This is a genomic window from Azoarcus sp. DD4 (assembly GCF_006496635.1).
Taxonomy (GTDB): Bacteria; Pseudomonadota; Gammaproteobacteria; order Burkholderiales; family Rhodocyclaceae; genus Azoarcus.
On record NZ_CP022958.1, the window covers coordinates 2,345,797 to 2,363,068 of the forward strand.

Genomic DNA, 17,272 nt, shown 5'->3' on the forward strand with positions numbered 1-17,272 from the left:
CACGCACGTCGCTGCGGGCGCTGCCGGCGAGCGTTTTTCGGATGCCCGTCTCAGGTGAGCTCGGGAAAATCCTCGTACCAGAACTCGGTCGCCCCGCGACACGAGGCATCCTTGCGCTGCTGCTCCTTCTGGCGCAGCTCGACGCGGCGGATCTTGCCGGAGATGGTCTTGGGCAGATCCGTGAACTCGAGGCGCCGCACGCGCTTGTAGGGCGCGACCTTGTCGCGGACGAAGCGGAAGATCTCGCACGCCGTGTTGCGGTCCGGGGCACTACCGGCGCGCAGGACGACGAAGGCCTTCGGGACCGACAGTCGCACGGGGTCGGGGCTGGGCACCACCGCGGCTTCCACCACCGCATCGTGCTCGATCAGCAGGCTCTCGAGTTCGAAGGGGCTGATGCGGTAATCCGAGGACTTGAACACGTCGTCGGCACGTCCGACGTGCCAGAGGTAGCCGTCCTCGTCGATGCGTGCCACATCTCCGGTGTGGTAGTGGCCGTCGCGCATCACTTCGGCGTTCTTGGCCTCATCGCCCTGGTAGCCCTCCATTAGCCCTAGTTGCCAATGGGCGAGGGGGAGGCTCAACTCGCCCTCGACGCCGGGTTGTCCGTCGGTATCTAGCAGGACAGCGCGATAGCCCGGAAGTGGGCGGCCCATGGAGCCGTAGCGGATTGGCTGGCCTGGCGGGTTGCCAACCTGAGCGGTGGTCTCCGTTTGGCCGTAGCCGTCGCGGATGGAAAGGCCCCACGCCCTTTTCACCTGCTCGATCACTTCTGGATTGAGCGGCTCACCCGCGCTCGCGAGTTCCCGAAGCTTGACCGGCCAGTCCGCGAGATTTTCCTGTATCAGCATGCGCCACACGGTGGGTGGCGCACACAGGCTGGTCACCCCGTAGCGGGTCAGCACGTCCAGAGTTGCCCCGGTGTTGAAGCGGGCCGCGCTGTAGACGAAGACCGTCGCCCCCGCGTTCCAGGGCGCGAAGAAGCAGCTCCAGGCATGCTTGGCCCACCCCGGCGAGCTGATATTGTAATGGAGGTCGCCGGGTTTGAGGCCAAGCCAGTACATGGTCGACAGATGGCCGACCGGGTAGCTCTGATGGGTGTGGAGCACGAGCTTGGGTTTCGAGGTTGTGCCCGAGGTGAAGTAGAGCAACAAGGGGTCGGTGGCCCGGGTTACACCGTCCGGCACGAAGCTGCTCTCTGCGTCGCGCGCACCTTCGAATTCGACCCAGCCGTCCGCCGAGCTGCCCACACAGATGCGCGTGAGCCCTTCAGCCAAGCCGGCGAATTTGTGCGTATCCTGGGCGGCGCAAAGGATGTGTGCGATGCGACCTCGGTCGATACGATCACGCAGGTCCTCCGGGGTGACCAGGGTGGTGGTCGGAACCACGACCGCCCCGAGCTTGATCGCCGCGAGTGTGGCTTCCCACAGGGGCACGACGTTGCCGAGCATGATCAGGATGTGGTCTCCGCGCTTGACACCCAAGGCGCGCAGGAAGTTGGCGACTTGGTTCGATCGCTGCGACATCTCGCTGAAGCTGATCTTCGTCTGCGCCCCCGACTCGTCCACCAGTAACAGCGCGGTTCCGCCGGTGCGGGCCAGACTGCCGTCGAAGTAATCGAGCGCCCAATTGAATTCATTGAGCACGGGCCAGCGAAAATCGCGATATGCGGCGTCGTAGTCGGTCCGGTGCGTCAGGAGAAAATCCCTTGCCTCATGAAACGATTGTATCGAGTCCATTCCCTTCCTCTCCTCTCTCTGTATGAACTTTCTTGTGGTGTTTGCGACCTGCGACCGGAAGGCGCGCCCGTTCTCTGCCGGATAGCCGTTGTCACCGCCGCCTCGGGCGCGATCCTCGCCGCGCGACTGCAGAGTTCACGCCGTGTTTTTCTTCCCCTCGGCATCCTCCAGGCTACGCGTCAGGCGGCTTGCGCAAGACGTGAAGGTAATAGGCGCCGAGACCTAGGTCGAAAACGGCCAGCTGCGAAAGACAAGCGGCGACGAAGCGACGCGCGTGATTCGGCGAGCCGAAACCGAGGGAGCTCAACAGGCGGCCAATACCTGGCAGCGATGCGACCTGAGTGAGGGGGAGCAGTGCGTAACGAGCGATGGCGGCAATCCGGCGTGCCGAATCGTAGACGGAGCGCGTCACGTCGCGCTGCTCCACCATCTCGAATCCCGCCTGGATGGCAAGCTCGCGAAACTCGTCGGGTGTGCATGGCGCGGGAAATGTCCAGCCCGCCAGGACGTCTCTCACGTAGCCGCGCTCCTCTTCATTCTGTGGCGCGCGGCATGTGCAACCGTCCATTACGACCATCCGGCTGCCAGGCCGAAGAAGACGGTGGAGCTCGGCAAACAGCGCCGGCCGCTCGTTGGCCGGGGTGTAGCACAACGACTCGATGGCGTAGATGCCGTCGAAGGAGCAGTCGTCGAAGGGCGTAGCGAGATAGTTTCCGTGGCAAAACGTCGCATTACGGAGCGCCAATGCGTCGGCGCGACGGCGGGCCGTTTCGACTTGGGCCCGGACCACGGACATTCCGATTACTTCGCAGTCGGGCCGCAACAGGGCGATGTCGGTCGCCGCGCCGCCGATGCCACATCCCGGCTCGAAGATCAGCGGGGCGGAGACTTCTCCGACATTCAACAGGTCGAACGCCCGGCGGGTTGTGTCGCGAATCGCGTCATCGAGGCTCGCCGCGCTCGCCAAATCCCAGCCGTAGTGCAACTGCGCGGGGTGGTCACAGCCCGCCCAGCCCAGGACGATGGCAGCCAGCACCGAGCTCGGACTTGCCCACATCTTGTAGAGTCCGCCACCGATGTCGTAATGGAGGTCGAGTAGCTCTCCCGCCTTGATCGAGGCGACCGAATCGTACCCACCGTGGGGAGCGGCGTTATTTCCCATCGCGCCTTTGACTACCGCGTGGCCTGATCTGTTTGTCAAGAATTCGGTCCTTGTTTGTCCGCTGTCCCAACGAGTCGAGGGGCCGTGACTGATCACGCCGATTGTGGTGGGTCGGCCGGCCACCCGCGCGGACGAGCTCGCCTCCTTGCTTCGCCGTGCCCTGAAGCAGGACCACGGTCGCGAGGGCGTCATGCAATGCGGCTTCACGAGTAATGGCCGCGCCTTCCCGCACTATCACAGCCTCGTTCCAGACGAACCAGTGGAAAAGGATGTCCTCTTCCGCAATGCCAGCCCGAAGTGGACCCTGATCAAAAACATATTCGACATTCATCCTCAAGCTCGCTCGTTGTCCCGTCCCGTGCGCCGCAATATGCGCCTGGTCCGCTATCTGGGCCGCTTGTTGATGATTTCGAGTTCGCCCGTCGAATTCCTGTGACACCGCGGGCAGCGGCCTTCTCTATTGACGGAAAGCATGAGTCGTACCACGTGCGCTTCCCTATGCCGGAGCGCGGGCCTCTATATCGAGGTACTCCTGAGTCGTCAATAAGATCTCGGAAGCGGGGAAAAAGCTCGAGTCAGGCAGGCGGCTAGGCGTAGCGTCCTTCGCCGGAGAAACAGTTGGGCGAACAAGCGCGGCCGTGTGTTGCAGATTGATGCCGCTACGTAGCGGTTTGAAACAGCGCAACCGCTGGCCCTGTTACACGTGCATGCCAACCGAGCTGTAGCGTACATCCCATTGCTTACGCTGATTTCGGCCCCGGTCGCCGTTTGGCAGTTGCGCGAACGGCTCCTACCTGTTTATTAAGCCGGCAAACAAAAAGAATCTAGTATGATTCGGGGATGAAGAAAATCGACGCCCGCGGCCTGTCCGCCGAATCCCTGGAACTGCTTCGCCGTCAGGCGCTGACACTGCGCCGAGAGACGGCGCTCACCTGGGCCGAGATTGCCAAGGTGTGCGGCGTGTCGATCTCGACGGTGATGAAGTGGTCGCGCTGGTTTGCCGGTCAAGGCGAGGCGGCGTTTGTGCCCAAGCGGCGCGGGCTCAAGCATGGCTCGGGCCGCACGCTCACGTTGGCCCAGGAGTTGAAGCTGCGCGAGACGATCCTTGCCGGCAATCCCGGCCAACTGAAGTTGCCGTTTGCGTTGTGGAATCGTCGCGCCGTACAGGATGCGGTGCGCCGACTCTTCGACATCGAGATGCCGATCCGCACCGTGGGCGAGTACCTGCTGCGCTGGGGTTTCACGCCGCAGCGGCCCGCACGCCAGGCGATCGAGCGTAACGACGCGGCGCTGCGCGCCTGGATGGACCTGCACTTTCCCGAGTTGGTCGAGCGCGCCAAGCGCGAAGGCGGCGAGATCTACTGGGCCGACGAGACTGCGGTCAAACAGGACGGGCACTGGGTGCGCGGCTATGCGCCGGCCGGCCAGACCCCGGTGCTGGCGATGTCGGCGCGCTGGACGTCGATCTCGATGATCTCGGCCATCACCCAGAAGGGACTGGTGCGCTTCGCCTTCCATGAGGGCGCGATCAACAGCGACCGATTCATCACGTTCCTCGAGGCGCTCATCGCCGATGCCGGGCGCAAGGTGTTTCTCATCGTCGACAACCTCAAGGTGCACCACAGCAAGCCGGTCAAGGCCTGGGTGGCCGAGCGCGCCGAGAAAATCGAGCTCGTCTATCTGCCCTCGTACTCGCCCGAGGCGAATCCCGACGAGTATCTCAACCGCGACTTCAAGACGAACCTGCGGCAAGGCCCCGTGGCTCGAACAACCGAGCAACTGCTCAAGCTCGCCACGGGCTTCATGCGTCAGCTGCAGGCCGTCCCGGGGCGAGTCGTTTCGTACTTCAAGCACCCGGCCGTCTCGTATGTCCATATTTCCTAATTGATTGCCGGTTTAATAGCGGGTCGCGGGTTGGAAAGAGCTCGGACCGTTGGCCAACGTTTCGTGCTGTGTCAGCAGATGCCCCAATTCATCATGGGAGAACGACTGACGTAGCTAGCTACCACGGGCGATCCAACCGCGGGCTGCGCCGCGGGTTCGCCGTGCAAAATCGTTGCGGTTTGCGGTGCTCGCTGCTTTCGTCGCAGTGCGCCCGGAAAGCCTGCTGCCTCATCTCTGGCCGCTGTCACGGGCGGCGCTGACTAGCGGTCAGCCGCTGCGCCGGAGGGCTGCGTCTTGTCACCAAGCGCAGGAGTTCGTGGGCTCGCTGGGGGTCGAGCTGGTTCCCTGAGAAGCCGTCCGCGCGGCCGGACGACCGTTCGCCTTGCTGGCCGTCGAGTTGCTGTTGGCGACCGGCGTCGATAGCGGCGAGGTGTTTCATGTCCATGATGGTGATCGAACGTTGGTCGACCCTGATTACCCCGGCATCCCTGAGCTCCCGCAATGCGCGGGAGAAGCTTTCGTGGCTCATGCCCAGTAGGCGAGCAACGACCACCTTCGAAGTAGGCATCACCACCGTCCGCTGGGTGTTCTTGCCGTCACAAGGGATCTGGTCGAGCAAATATGCCGCGATTCGCTCCGTTGCGCGGCGGCCCGTGATAGCCCGGATGTGGCCAACCAGAGAATGAAGCGCCGTCGACAAGGCCTCAAACAAGACAGACGCAAAGCGGTCGTCGGTGATCATGGCGGCCTGCACCGCACGCATTTGGATGCAAATCAGGGCCGTATCGCACTCGGCTTCTGCCAGGAGTCCAGCAGACGGTGCCGCAAATAAGCACGCCGGCCAAAGGAGGCCTCCCGCCTGCACTATCTCGACGATCTTGGCTGGGCCGCGCAGGCCCAGTACAGCCACAAGCATCACACCGCGACCAACCAAAATCAGTTGCTCGCGGAGTGGCCCGGTGGGCAGCAAGCACGATCCCTTGGCGACCACGCGGACGTCGGCGTGACTCGCCAGCAAGTCCAGTGTGTCAGCGTGCAGGTTCTGGAAGAGAGGCGACGTGGTCAGGGCGCCGGCAATATCGCAAAGGCCCGCGGCGGCCAACGCAGTCGACGTCCGAGTCTCATGGCAGAACAATTCCAATTGGATCTCCGGCTCAATGATTAGTCTCTCGGTCCGAGTGGTAGAGGGCGCGACTCACCGAGGAGGAGGGCGCGGTCTGTTGCGAAAGCCATCGCCGATGCCGGTCCCTGAGATCGGTACGCTGGCTGCCTATGGGGCTCCAGAGAGCCGAGAAGGCATCACGAACCCCATGCCTGGCGCCTCGGGTCTTTCGCCCACTGCGCACTCGGCCCAAGTTTGCCGCATGGTGCTCGCTGGGCGGTAAATGGCCTAGCCGCAAGATCCGAGCCAACGGCCCCTGGAGATCAAGCAATGATTGAGTAACCGCAACAGTAAGCGGGCGCTTTCATTCGACTCACGGATAAGAAGCGGCACCCTCGCCGGCAGTCACGCCGCGGTACTTGGCATGGTGCTTGCATCTTGCCTCGCGTGCATCGCCAGCGAATTCGCAACAATGTACGTAAGTAGGGCTGATGTGACTCAGCTGGGTGTTTCACGATACACATGTGGCGCAGCCTGTTACAGAAATGAGCGTGAGAATGTTACAGCCCCGCTGTTACATATCGCGGGCAAGACATTGGTGGCGTGCGGAAGGCATTCGACGGCTGCAGGGAGGCCAGTATGTTTGCATCTGAGTCAAAGGAGAGAGGAGTAAAGATGGGACAAAAACAGAAGAAGGCGATCATTGGCCGTCGCGCCGGACGACTCGCTGGCTTGAAGACAAGCGGCGCGGGGAGGATTGTGGCGGCGGCCGCCCTCACGTGCGCCACCGGAGCAGCCCACGCGCTTAATACCGGCACGGACATGAATTTGTCCTTTAAGCCGGCCTCGGGGGGTATGGCGGGTGCTGCGTACACGAAGCCACAAGAGCCGTCGGCCGCCGTATTCGGTAACCCTGCGACGATGACTCAGCTCCGCGGAACGAATTTCGGCATCGGGGCTGCCTTTCTCGTTCCCGATGTGGATGTACATCAGAGCGGCGCGGGTGGCTCGCGCACATCGAGCAGTGATGCCCGGAACTATGTCATTCCCGACACCGCCGTCACCCATGAAATCGGTGGCGGCTGGTTCCTCGGTGGCGGTATCGAGCTGGATGCTGGAATTGGCGTCGACTATAGGGATGATCCCATCACCGTGCCGAGCGTCAGTACCGATCCGGGCGTGAGCGGACTGCCCCTGCTGGTCGAGCTCATTTCGTTCAACGCCAATGTCGCGGCGGCGAAGCAGGTGACGGAGCGGACCGCGGTTGGCGCGGCGCTTACGATCGGCTTCGGTTTGGCCCAGCTCGGCACCTCCGGCCCATCCGGGTCGTTTGGAGGGTTGCTTGGACCAGCCGGTTGCGAACCCGCGACGGCGGGTTCGTGCGGATTCGACGGCAACACTTCCAGCGTGCATGACGTCGGATTCGGCGCATCGATCGGCCTGACTCACCGCCTCACGTCGGCGCTGACCTTGAGCGCAGCGCTGAAGAGCCCCGTGAAGTACAAATTCAAGAATATTCTCCACCAGAGCGCAGTCGGCTCGCCGGGATTCCAGGACCTCACCGTCGAGCAGCCGTTGGAGGCGATCGTCGGTATGGCGTACGACGTCACCCCAAACTGGATGGTCGAAGCCGACGTCGTATGGAAGAACTGGAGCAGCGCCGAGACCTACCAAGACGTCTATGACGATCAATACCTGGCCCTCGTCGGCACGCAGTACCGGACGGGGCCATGGAGTCTGCGCTTCGGCTACAGCTATGCCGAGGATATCCTGCGGGATACCCCCAGCAACACGCTCGGCAACCTGCGCGGGCTCGGTCCCATTCCGCTCGGGGCGGCTGCAGGTTCCCTCGGTACGGATGTCGTCAAACTGGTCCAGATGACCCTTGTCCCCGTCATCTGGCAGCACACGATTGCTGCCGGCGTCGGGTTCGACCTCACTTCCAACGTTCGCGTCGACGCATTCGGCGCCTACGGTTTCAAGAACGAAGAGCAGCGGACGACCTCCATCGGCGCGGCGCTCGCCGGGCCAGTGGGACCGGAAACTTACGAGGCCGAGGTCAGCGCGTGGGCGGTCGGAGCGGGAGTGAATTTCAGGTTTTAGACGGGGAGGGGTATTCGACCCAGGATAGTTGCGTCTGTAGCGGACTGGAACGGTGAATCAAACGACACAGAGTCATTCGCCTGCGCATCGAGCGTGGGTCGATTGAAGAGCGAAGCCACACAGGTTTCACCCAGGAACAGGAGGAAGGATTATGGGTATCATGCAAGCGGAAGTGGACCAGCCGGCCCGTCAGGTCGATGGGGGAGCGAGCCGGCCCTCGGCCCGGGCGGATTTTTCGACGGGTGCTATCGCGCCGATTCGCACAACCGCCCTTGGCGTTATCGGCATCCTCGTGCTGATGATCGCGTACAGAATCTACCAGCAGGTCTTCGCCTGGTCTGCGGGGCTGGATTCCACGGACCCCGCGTTCGACACCTATTGGATGGGTTTGCTGCAGTGGCAGCTCCCAGCCATTGTTGCGAGTTGGGCGGGCTTGTGGTCGTACCTTTTCGTGACGCGTGACCGACACCTCGACAAGCTGGAGCCACGCGAGGAGCTGAAGCGCTATTTCAGACTGATCGGTTTCATCTTCCTTTACGCCTTCGCGGTCTATTGGGCGGCGAGCTTCTTTGCAGAGCAGGATGCGGCCTGGCATCAGACGGTGGTGCGCGATACGAGTTTTACACCGAGTCACATCGTGCTCTTCTATGGGACGATGCCGTTCTACGTGCTCTTCGGTGTCGGTTCGCTCCTGTATGCGATGACCCGGCTGCCGAGATTTGCTGAGCAGCTCTCGATTCCCTTCGTGCTGGCGGTCGCGGGCCCCTTCATGATCCTCCCGAATCTCGGATACAACGAGTGGGGTCACGCTTTCTGGATGATGGAGGAGTTCTTCTCGGCGCCGTTGCACTGGGGTTTCGTGGTCCTCGGGTGGAGCGTGCTTGCTCTCGGCGGCCTGCTCGTTCAGATCGTCCAGCATATGACGGAGCTCTTCCGCCGCTGCGACGCATGAGTAAACCCACGGCGGCGGCACCCCTCGTCGGTGGGATGTCGCCACCCGTTTTCGAATAGGTAACTTCCAAAATGACAAACATTGCTGCATCGGAACAAGTGCGGATCTACGGAGTAACATGGTCGAAATGGTCAGCGGCGCTTTCGAGAAGATTTGACATCATGGTTGCGGTGATTCTTTTCCTCGCGATCACTTCCGCCTTTCACCTCCATTTCATGCTGCTCGCCGGCGACTGGGATTTCTGGACCGATTGGAAGGACCGGCAGTACTGGGTGACGCTGACGCCGATCGTGGCGATCACATTTCCAGCGGCGCTGCACTATGTGTTTTGGGAGAAGTTCAGGCTCCCCTTTGGGGCAACCTTTGCGATCGTGTGCCTCATCTTCGGCGAATGGATGAACCGATACTTCGGCTTCCATGTGTGGTCGTACTTCCCGTTCAGCGAGATCTGGCCCGCCACGATGATTCCGGGCGCCATCGTCTTGGACGTCGTGTTGCTGCTCACGGGCAATTTCTTCCTTACGGCGGTGATCGGCGGAATAGGATTCGCATTGCTGTTCTATCCGGCAAACTGGCCAATGCTCGCGGCCTACCACCTGCCGATGGAAGTCATGAACTCGGTGGTTTCGGTGGCCGACTACATCGGCTACACGTTCACACGGACCGCCACGCCCGAGTATCTCAGATTCATCGAACGCGGAACCCTGCGTACTTTCGGTGGCCACTCGGCTTGGGTCGCTTCGTTCTTCGCTGGATTCGTGTGCATGCTTATGTATTTCGCTTGGTGGTATCTGGGCATGCTCCTTACCAAGGTCGTCACCGTCCCGAACAAGTTCAAGCAGTTAATGGGGCTGAAGAAGGATCCTCGGCCGTCGAGTGAGCAACTCGCCGTCTGAGACCCCGAACAGAACCAAGGGATACACGAATCAAAGGACGAATTTTCATGATTTCGACATTCGGAAAATGTGTAGTACGGTTGACTTACGCAGTATGGTTCGGAGTACTGCTGTCGCTGTGCGGAAACGCGCTTGCACATGGAGAGCGCAACCAGGAACCCTTCTTGCGCATGCGCACGGCCCATTTCTATGACTTGCACTGGAGCACGACCAAGACGGAGGTGAATGGCGACATCGTCGTCACTGGCAAGTTCCGTCTGTTCAGCGACTGGCCAAAGAACCTGCCGGCTCCGGAGCGCTCGTTCCTCGGTAACGGCACGCCGGGTCCGGTTCTCGCACGCACGGAAAGCTGGATTAACGGCGAGCCGGCGATTCAGTCCGGCCGGCTCGAACTCGACCGCGACTACGAGTTCAAAACCGTGCTCAAGGGGCGCATCCCAGGCAAGCACCACGTGCACCCGATGATCAACGTCGAAGGGGCGGGTCCGCTGCTCGGTCCCGGCAGTTGGCTGGAGGTAACGGGTAACGCCGCCGACTTCAAGTTGCCGGCGACGACAATCGACGGTACTCAAATCGAGAATCTCGAGACGTGGGGCATGGGGACCGTGAAGACCGTCCACATCGGCTGGTACATCGCCGCCCTGGTATTCATGCTGTGGTGGCTGCGCAAGCCGTTGCTGATGCCGCGTGCGGTTGCTCTGCAAGCCGGTAACGAGGAGGAGCTGGTTACCCGCGGGGACCGTCTCTGGGGTGCGGCTTTCGGCATCGCGACCGTGGTCGTCGTGATTTGGGGCGCGAACTGGGCCGAGGCGACCTACCCCCGGACGATCCCGCTCCAAGGAGGCGAGTTCAACGTCGAGCCACTGCCGATGGACAACCGTACCGTCAGCGTCCGTGTCAGGCGTGCGACGTACGACGTCCCCGGACGTTCCATGAAGCTGAAGCTCGAGCTCACCAACGACGGCGACAAGCCCGTGTCAATCGGCGAATTCGCAACCGCGGGCCTGCGGTTCATCAACAAATCGGTTCCCGCCGCGGTCGCTGCGATCGATCCGACTTTCCCGATGGATCTGGTGCCGCCCAGCGGACTGCAGGTGGCAGACAGCAGGCCGCTCGCACCGGGTGAGACGCGGCTGATCGAGATGGAAGCGACCGATGCAGCTTGGGAAGCCGAGCGGCTGACCAGCCTGCTGAACGACCCGGACAACCGGGTCGGCGGCCTGCTGTTCCTCTACGACGCTGACGGCGAACGTGTGATCGCCAATGTGTCGGGTCCGATCGTGCCAGTGTTCACCAAGTCCTGAGCTCCGGGCTCGGATCGTGATGCGCGCGGGACCATTCTCGGTCCCGCGCCACGGAGAGCTTCATGCATTGTTGGTTTAGATCCAGGCTATTTGCGTTGTTGGCCGTTGGCTTGTGGGGGGGGATCGTCCCCCTTCAGGTCCAGGCTCATGGTGGGCTCAGCCTGGAGGAAGATAAGTGCAGGCTGACCATCGGCCCGTATTCGATGCACTTCACCGGTTACCAGCCCGAGGCGACCGGGACCAAGGAGTTTTGCGAGGATATTCCCGAGACGGGTCACACCGTCGTGGCACTGGACGCCATCGACGAGCAGTTGAGACACCTGCCAATCGAGGTGCGGATCATTCGTGATACCGGTGACGAGAGCAACATCGACGCTGTGACCGTACTGCATCTGAAGCCCAAAACGTATCCTACGGGGAGCCTCTCCCTTGAGCACGATTTTCCGCAGCCGGGCAGGTTCGTCGGATTGGTTACCGCGGTTGGGGACAAGGAGACCTACGTCTCCCGGTTTCCCTTCAGTGTCGCCAGCACGTCGGCGGCACTGGCGAAGTACGTCCCGATGGTTGGCGTCGTCTTGGCGGGCATCCTGCTCTACCTGTACTCCGGCCAGCGGCGCGGCAGGGAAGCGAGAAAGACGCGCGGTGTAGGCCCGAAGGCAGGCGGTTCGACCTCGTGAAACGACAATCGAAGCGACTGAATTCGGGAGTCGCGGGGCTGTCGATCGATGGGGCATTCAAGCGAAAGTTCGCCTGGTCGCTCTGTTCTGTGCTGATTGTCATCGGACTCGGAGCGTGCTCGGGGGCATCAGATGCCGAGATTGCCGCGACACAGCGGGCCTTTGATTATTCGAAGAGCGAGCGGGAGGCTATCTGTGCGCCGGGCGACAAGTCCGGGGAGATGTTCAAGAACAATGAGAAATCGGCGGACGGAATCCGCTACAACATTCGAGCGCCGGCGAATTACGATCCGACGGTCGGACATCCGCTACTGGTCGTGTATGCCGCAGGCGGCTCGAGCGCGGAAAGAACCGAGGCGCTGACGGGCTTCACGCCGGTGGCGACAAAGAGGGGATACATCGTGGTTTATCCGGACCACCGTCCCATGTCGGTCGCCACGATTCACCGACTGGCGAGGATTCCAAGCGAAGTCGCGGACCATTGGTGTGTCGACCGAACGAAGATCTATGCAAGCGGGCACTCTGACGGCGGCACTGTGGCGACCGCGGTTGCGCTATTGGCCGAAACGAAAGGGACGTTGGCTGCGATCGCCCCCAGTGCCGCGGGCTTTTCCGCAGCAGATCTAGATGGCTTCGAGTGCCCTTCGCCCACGCCGGTAATGGTGATGCATGGCAGCGGGGACTTGGTCTTTCCCGGCTGGGGAGCGGCGGCTGCCAAGTGGTGGGGTAAGTGTAACCGATGTGACATATCCGTTGGAGCCGAGGAGGTGGGTAGCGGATGCGTTGAATTCAAGGGCTGCGCGGCGGGCGGCCAGACTCGGTTTTGCAGTTGGGAAGGATCCCATAGACAGTGGCCTGGAATGGAAGGGGAGGTGGTCAATTTTTTCGATGCTCGTTGGGGCGCCGCGATGAGTTCTTCTGCTCCGGTTCCGGCGCTTGTGAAGTAGGTCCAGGACCGGCGTTTGGGGGAGGATGCACTACAGACAGTCGTCTTCCCCTTTTTTTCTTTAACCAGCAAAGGGAAACATCATGAGTGGAGCGAAGCTGATTGTGATCTATCCGATGCCGACGGATGTTGCGGCGTTCGAAGAGGTGTATCGCGACGAACACGTGCCGATGGCGATGGAAAAGCTCAAGGGAGCAACCAAGATCGTAGCCTCGAGAGTAGTCGGGGCGCCTGACGGAAACCCGGCCTTTCACAGAATTGCGGAGGTGCATTTCCCTTCTATGGTCGCGTTGGGAGAGTGTGCGGCCTCCGAAGGGGGGCAGCAGACCATCGACCACGCGAGGCGGATCTCGTCCGGTGGCGCTCCCCTCTTCCTGGTCGCGGAGGAAGCAACGGTCGTTCTTTGAGGGGGGCGCGGGGGGCCGCTGTGCTGTGTGCGTGCCGTTCCCGTGTGGCTACCGGTACGCACTCGTGGCATCGGGTTGGGGCCCCACGTTATTGCTGAGAGGCGGCGGCGTTCGGCCTGGAAGGCGCCGCGCCGTAGAGACGGCCCTGGAATTTTTCACGTTCCGGGGGCATGAGGAGGACGAAAAGATGCCGAAGCTGGCTGGGTGGATCGCTCGCAGGGGAATCGCGTTCGGTTTGGCCGTGTTCTGTGCGGGGATGCTGCCGCTCGACGCCAGCGCCCACGCCCGCCTGGTGAAAGCGGAGCCGGCGCGGCGGGCGGAGCTGTCGGAAGCGCCGGGCATGATCAGAGTGTGGTTCAACGAGGAACTCGAGGCCGCATATGCCAAGCTCGTGGTCGAAGAGGCGTCAGGGCGGGCGGTGACCGAGTCGAAGCCGCAATTGGCCCCCGACGACGCGAAGTCCCTGATCCTTCCGTTGCCCGCTCTTGGGCCGGGAAAGTACCGCGTGAGATTTCGGGTTCTTTCAGTGGACGGCCACGTCGTCGAGTCCGCTTATGACTTCACTGTGAAAGGGGGAGTTTCGACTCGATGATTGAAGTGGTCGGTGCCGTCGCCCACTGGATACAGCTGGCAGCCAACATGGTGCTGGTTGGCAGCAGCTTCTTCCTCGGTTTCATAGGATATGACAACGAGAGGTGCACGAATCCTTGGCTGGGGCGGCTTGAGCGCGTTCTTCCGTGTCTCGGGGCTGTGGTCCTGCTTGGTCTGATCGGTGTCGTCTCGACCTCCACGGCGCGCATCACGGCCGACGTGACAGCCGCCTGGCAGCCGGACGCCTGGATCGGTGTGATGCGCGATACCCGGGTGGGGCAGGTGTGGGCAATCAGAGGGGGGCTGGCGCTGGTGGTGATGGTGGCCGCGGTTTATGTCCGGCGGGCACGGGCAAGGTCATGGAATTACTTCGCTTGTGGAGGATTGGCGGGCGTCGCGCTAGCTTTCAGTTCGTTCGCGGGCCATGCCGCAGCCGATGACTCACCGTGGTTGACGATCCCCCCTCACACACTGCACCTCCTTGCGGCGAGTCTCTGGTTCGGTAGCTTGCCGGCGTTTCTCGCGTCTGCGTCGGGGGGCGCCGGTGCCGCGGAGGCGGAGAAGTGCTTTTCCATTCGCGCGCTCAACCGCTTTTCCATGGTCGCGTTGCCGATCATGATCGTCGTCGTCGTCAGCGGCATTGTCGTTGCCTACTATCAGGTCGCGCCCGCCTTCGGAGGGCTGGTAGCGACGAGGTACGGATGGCTTCTCCATGGAAAGCTCGCCTTGCTGATCGCTATTCTCGCCATTGCAGCGCGAGCTCGATTTCGATGGCTACCTGGGCTCTCCGGCAATTGCGAAATCGAGGAGGCGCAATGTGCGCGACGCCTGCGCACCTGGGTAGGCGTTGAAGTCGGGTGCGCGACCCTTCTGCTACTTGTCGCGAGCGTGCTGGCGGCCACGGTGCCGGCCAAGCACGAGGGCATCGACGCATGGCCGTATCCTTTTCGTTTCTCCATCGCCGCCACCTGGGACGAGCCGGGTACGCGGACCCTCGTGCTCGTCGGCGGCGCGTTGCTGATCGCCGGTGGAGTGGCTGCGCTGGTCGGGCGGCGCCAGCGGTGGAGGCGTTCAGCCGTTGTCGGCGCCGCCGTCGCCTTCGTACTGCCCGGGACAGCATTGCCGCTCTACGCGATCGCAACCCCGGCCAGCGAGTATACCTACCGGCCCAGCACGGTTCCTTTCGACGCCATCTCGATTTCGCGGGGCAGCGCGCTGTTCGAAGCCAATTGTGAGCAATGTCATGGCCCCCAAGGCATGGGGAATGGGCCACTGGCGAAATCGCTGCGCAAGCCGCCAATCGATCTTCTTACCGAACCGCATACCGCCAGGCACACTGCCGGAGATTTCTTCAACTGGATCACCACCGGCTTTCCCGACAGCGGAATGCCGGCATTCGGCGATCGGTTTTCGGAGGACGATCGGTGGGACCTGGTGAATTTCATCCACGCGCTGTCGCGCGGCTACCAGAGCCGCCCCCTAGGTGCCGCCGTCATTCCGGACAAGCCTGCAGCGACGCTCGGCGCTCCCGATTTTTCGTTCGTGAGCTACAAGGGCGAACAAGGAACGCTGAAGGATCACCGCGAGCGCGAGGCTGTCCTGCTGGTGTTTTTCTCCTGGCCGGAATCCAAGGACCGGCTGGACCAATTGGCCGCCACATACCGGTCGATCCGGGCACGAAGTGCTCAAGTCATCGCTGTTCCGTGGAAGGGCGCGGCCTCTGCCGTTGATCAATTGGCCGGTTATCCATACCCGATTGTGGCCGATGGCGCGCGGGGAATCGGGCGAACCTACGAGGCGTTCAGGCGAACTCTATCGGACCCGGACCTGTTCGGCAGGGGCAAGCGACCCGGTCATATGGAACTTCTCGTCGACCGCTTCGGTTACCTGCGTGCGCGCTGGATTCCGGATCAAGACGTTCGAGGTTGGAGAGACGGAGCGATGCTGGCTGAACAACTGGAACGCTTGCGCGCGGAAAGACAGATCCTGCCGCCGGCGGAGGAACACGTCCACTAGGACACTTGGACGCAACCTGAGGAGCTCAAGCCTCTGCTCTGTAAACAGAGGCTACCTATCAAATGGGAGGATGGTAATCATGAAGAGACTTTCCCTTGTCGCACTGCTTGCAGCGGTGCTTGCCGCATCCGTACCGGCGGCTGCGCATACCGATGAGTATCTAGAGGCGGTGAAGGCGCCTCACGGCGGGCGGTTGCGGATGTCGGGCCCATATCACCTTGAACTGGTGGTTAAGGACCGCGACATCCTCGTGTATGTCACGGATCATGGCGACAAGGAGATCGCTACGGCGGGAGGTGAGGGCAAGGTCGTCTTGCAGCGTGGATCGAGCAGGGTGTCCGTGCGGCTGGAGCCGTCAGGAGGCAACGTCCTGAGAGGGAAGAGCGAATCTGGGATTACTCCGAGCACGAGCGCGGTTGTCTTTGTGAAGCTGCCTGGGCAGGACGCCTACTCGGCGCGCTATCCTGCACCAAAGCCTGTAGATCCCCAGCCGGCCGCGCATCGCGGAGGGGCTGCCAGCCAGCACGACGGGCATCACATGATGCATCACTAGGCACACGGCTGTCTCTTCGGAGACGCGGGGCGCTTGGATGGCCACTCTTCCCGCGGACGTCGTCGTCGCGTATTGAGGAATACCGTTCGCCGTCGCCCCGGCGGCGGGCGGTTTCGCGATCCAGGTTGGGGCTCAAGTGGCGCCCAAAATGAACGTAGTCGTCTCGGTTTTCCCTTGGTCGATGACGCAGCGAAAAGGCTAAAGCGTACATGCAGCGGATTGTGGCGCTGCCCGACAATTTGCGGTCGTACTTCAGCCATGAGGCGGTCCGCCAGGCGCAGTAGAGAATCTTTTTGGCTGGCTGATTTTAGTTGAACCCGACGTGATCCGAATCAAGTTCCTCCGCAGGCTCACCGCCTGGATTGCCAGCTACGCGATCCTGCTGGGCGCGCTCGCACCGGCCGTGACCCAAACCTTGGCGTGGTTGGAACGCGGGAGTGCAGACAAAGCCACATCGTTGGAGGTTTCGGCGGCCGCCGACATCCTCACGTCCGTGGGGGCAGAGGAGGACGGCCATGAGGCCTGCGAGTCCCACGAAGGCCACGCGGGTCACCAGGACCAGGGCCTCGAGGGTCATGAAGGGGGCGGTCACGAGGCCGCGGGCAGCGGGCATTGTCCCTTCTGCGGCACCCACGCCGGTTCCTTTGGCCTGCCGCCCACCGAACGGCCTGCGGCGGCGCAGCCCGCCGGGACGCATGCTTTCCGTCCCCATCTCTACGATCACGCCCCGCGTCCGCTCTTCGCCTGGGCGGCCGCCCATCCTCGCGCACCGCCTGTCCGCGCCTGATCCCGATCGATGAGCCGGTATTCCCCTGCACGGTGGTCCGGCTCAATTTCAACCCGATCCGTTAGCCCCGACTGTTCCGTTGAATCGTCGCCGTCCCGATGAGGCCGGCGGCTGCCGCGCGCTGCCAGCGCCGGCCGGGATCGGGGCTCCGGG

At 62.3% G+C, this 17,272-nt stretch carries 16 protein-coding genes; 13 read left to right on the top strand and 3 right to left on the bottom strand.

The window, feature by feature from the left end; translation table 11 throughout:
• Positions 1-50: 50 nt before the first annotated feature.
• Positions 51-1,739: an AMP-binding protein gene (locus tag CJ010_RS10975; RefSeq protein WP_141018067.1), complete on the bottom strand. Its 1,689-nt coding sequence runs from the start codon at positions 1,737-1,739 to the stop codon at positions 51-53.
• Between the two features lie 172 nt (positions 1,740-1,911).
• Positions 1,912-2,940, bottom strand: a complete 1,029-nt coding sequence (locus CJ010_RS10980) for a cyclopropane-fatty-acyl-phospholipid synthase family protein (protein WP_168224934.1) — start codon at positions 2,938-2,940, stop codon at positions 1,912-1,914.
• A gap of 106 nt (positions 2,941-3,046) precedes the next feature.
• Between CJ010_RS10980 and CJ010_RS10985 the strand changes: the two genes are divergently transcribed.
• Positions 3,047-3,337: a hypothetical protein gene (locus CJ010_RS10985; protein WP_168224935.1), complete on the top strand. Its 291-nt coding sequence runs from the start codon at positions 3,047-3,049 to the stop codon at positions 3,335-3,337.
• Positions 3,338-3,741: 404 nt separating this feature from the next.
• Positions 3,742-4,785, top strand: coding sequence for an IS630 family transposase (locus CJ010_RS10990; RefSeq protein WP_141018070.1), 1,044 nt, complete (start codon positions 3,742-3,744; stop codon positions 4,783-4,785).
• A gap of 244 nt (positions 4,786-5,029) precedes the next feature.
• On the opposite strand, the gene CJ010_RS10995 is transcribed toward CJ010_RS10990, so the two are convergent.
• Entirely contained in the window at positions 5,030-5,926 is an 897-nt protein-coding gene (locus CJ010_RS10995; RefSeq protein WP_141018071.1) for a Crp/Fnr family transcriptional regulator, read from the bottom strand.
• Between the two features lie 636 nt (positions 5,927-6,562).
• Between CJ010_RS10995 and CJ010_RS11000 the strand changes: the two genes are divergently transcribed.
• From CJ010_RS11000 to CJ010_RS11050, 11 genes are all read left to right on the top strand, one after another.
• Entirely contained in the window at positions 6,563-7,990 is a 1,428-nt protein-coding gene (locus tag CJ010_RS11000) for an OmpP1/FadL family transporter (RefSeq protein WP_168224936.1), read from the top strand.
• Between the two features lie 151 nt (positions 7,991-8,141).
• Positions 8,142-8,942, top strand: coding sequence for a bacterial ammonia monooxygenase, subunit AmoC (amoC, locus tag CJ010_RS11005; RefSeq protein ID WP_205754935.1), 801 nt, complete (start codon positions 8,142-8,144; stop codon positions 8,940-8,942).
• A 161-nt stretch (positions 8,943-9,103) separates the two neighbouring features.
• Complete coding sequence (amoA, locus tag CJ010_RS11010) at positions 9,104-9,838, top strand: bacterial ammonia monooxygenase, subunit AmoA (protein WP_205754936.1); 735 nt, start codon at positions 9,104-9,106, stop codon at positions 9,836-9,838.
• 164 nt (positions 9,839-10,002) lie between these two features.
• Positions 10,003-11,142 carry a bacterial ammonia monooxygenase, subunit AmoB gene (gene amoB, locus CJ010_RS11015; RefSeq protein WP_168224937.1) on the top strand — a complete coding sequence of 380 codons (1,140 nt, stop codon included), beginning with the start codon at positions 10,003-10,005 and terminating at the stop codon, positions 11,140-11,142.
• A 203-nt stretch (positions 11,143-11,345) separates the two neighbouring features.
• Positions 11,346-11,819, top strand: a complete 474-nt coding sequence (locus CJ010_RS11020) for a hypothetical protein (RefSeq protein WP_205754937.1) — start codon at positions 11,346-11,348, stop codon at positions 11,817-11,819.
• Positions 11,816-12,766: a PHB depolymerase family esterase gene (locus CJ010_RS11025; RefSeq protein WP_141018075.1), complete on the top strand. Its 951-nt coding sequence runs from the start codon at positions 11,816-11,818 to the stop codon at positions 12,764-12,766. Before CJ010_RS11020 ends, CJ010_RS11025 begins: the two co-directional genes overlap by 4 nt.
• An 82-nt stretch (positions 12,767-12,848) precedes the next feature.
• On the top strand, positions 12,849-13,172 hold the full coding sequence (locus CJ010_RS11030; RefSeq protein ID WP_141018076.1) for an EthD family reductase: 324 nt from the start codon (positions 12,849-12,851) through the stop codon (positions 13,170-13,172).
• Positions 13,173-13,359: 187 nt separating this feature from the next.
• Positions 13,360-13,764, top strand: coding sequence for a copper resistance CopC family protein (locus CJ010_RS11035; RefSeq protein ID WP_141018077.1), 405 nt, complete (start codon positions 13,360-13,362; stop codon positions 13,762-13,764).
• Positions 13,761-15,779 carry a CopD family protein gene (locus CJ010_RS11040; protein ID WP_141018078.1) on the top strand — a complete coding sequence of 673 codons (2,019 nt, stop codon included), beginning with the start codon at positions 13,761-13,763 and terminating at the stop codon, positions 15,777-15,779. Before CJ010_RS11035 ends, CJ010_RS11040 begins: the two co-directional genes overlap by 4 nt.
• A 79-nt stretch (positions 15,780-15,858) precedes the next feature.
• A complete protein-coding gene (locus tag CJ010_RS11045; protein WP_141018079.1) occupies positions 15,859-16,332 on the top strand; it encodes a hypothetical protein in 474 nt (157 codons plus the stop codon).
• Positions 16,333-16,654: 322 nt separating this feature from the next.
• Positions 16,655-17,119 carry a DUF2946 domain-containing protein gene (locus CJ010_RS11050; RefSeq protein WP_141018080.1) on the top strand — a complete coding sequence of 155 codons (465 nt, stop codon included), beginning with the start codon at positions 16,655-16,657 and terminating at the stop codon, positions 17,117-17,119.
• Positions 17,120-17,272 lie beyond the last annotated feature (153 nt).

Coding starts and splice junctions, on each gene's coding strand:
- CJ010_RS10975 (WP_141018067.1), bottom strand. CDS start 1,739: ATGGACTCGATACAATCGTTTCATGAGGCAAGGGATTTTCTCCTGACG.
- CJ010_RS10990 (WP_141018070.1), top strand. CDS start 3,742: ATGAAGAAAATCGACGCCCGCGGCCTGTCCGCCGAATCCCTGGAACTG.
- CJ010_RS11000 (WP_168224936.1), top strand. CDS start 6,563: ATGGGACAAAAACAGAAGAAGGCGATCATTGGCCGTCGCGCCGGACGA.
- amoC (WP_205754935.1), top strand. CDS start 8,142: ATGGGTATCATGCAAGCGGAAGTGGACCAGCCGGCCCGTCAGGTCGAT.
- amoA (WP_205754936.1), top strand. CDS start 9,104: ATGGTTGCGGTGATTCTTTTCCTCGCGATCACTTCCGCCTTTCACCTC.
- CJ010_RS11020 (WP_205754937.1), top strand. CDS start 11,346: ATGCACTTCACCGGTTACCAGCCCGAGGCGACCGGGACCAAGGAGTTT.
- CJ010_RS11030 (WP_141018076.1), top strand. CDS start 12,849: ATGAGTGGAGCGAAGCTGATTGTGATCTATCCGATGCCGACGGATGTT.
- CJ010_RS11035 (WP_141018077.1), top strand. CDS start 13,360: ATGCCGAAGCTGGCTGGGTGGATCGCTCGCAGGGGAATCGCGTTCGGT.
- CJ010_RS11040 (WP_141018078.1), top strand. CDS start 13,761: ATGATTGAAGTGGTCGGTGCCGTCGCCCACTGGATACAGCTGGCAGCC.
- CJ010_RS11045 (WP_141018079.1), top strand. CDS start 15,859: ATGAAGAGACTTTCCCTTGTCGCACTGCTTGCAGCGGTGCTTGCCGCA.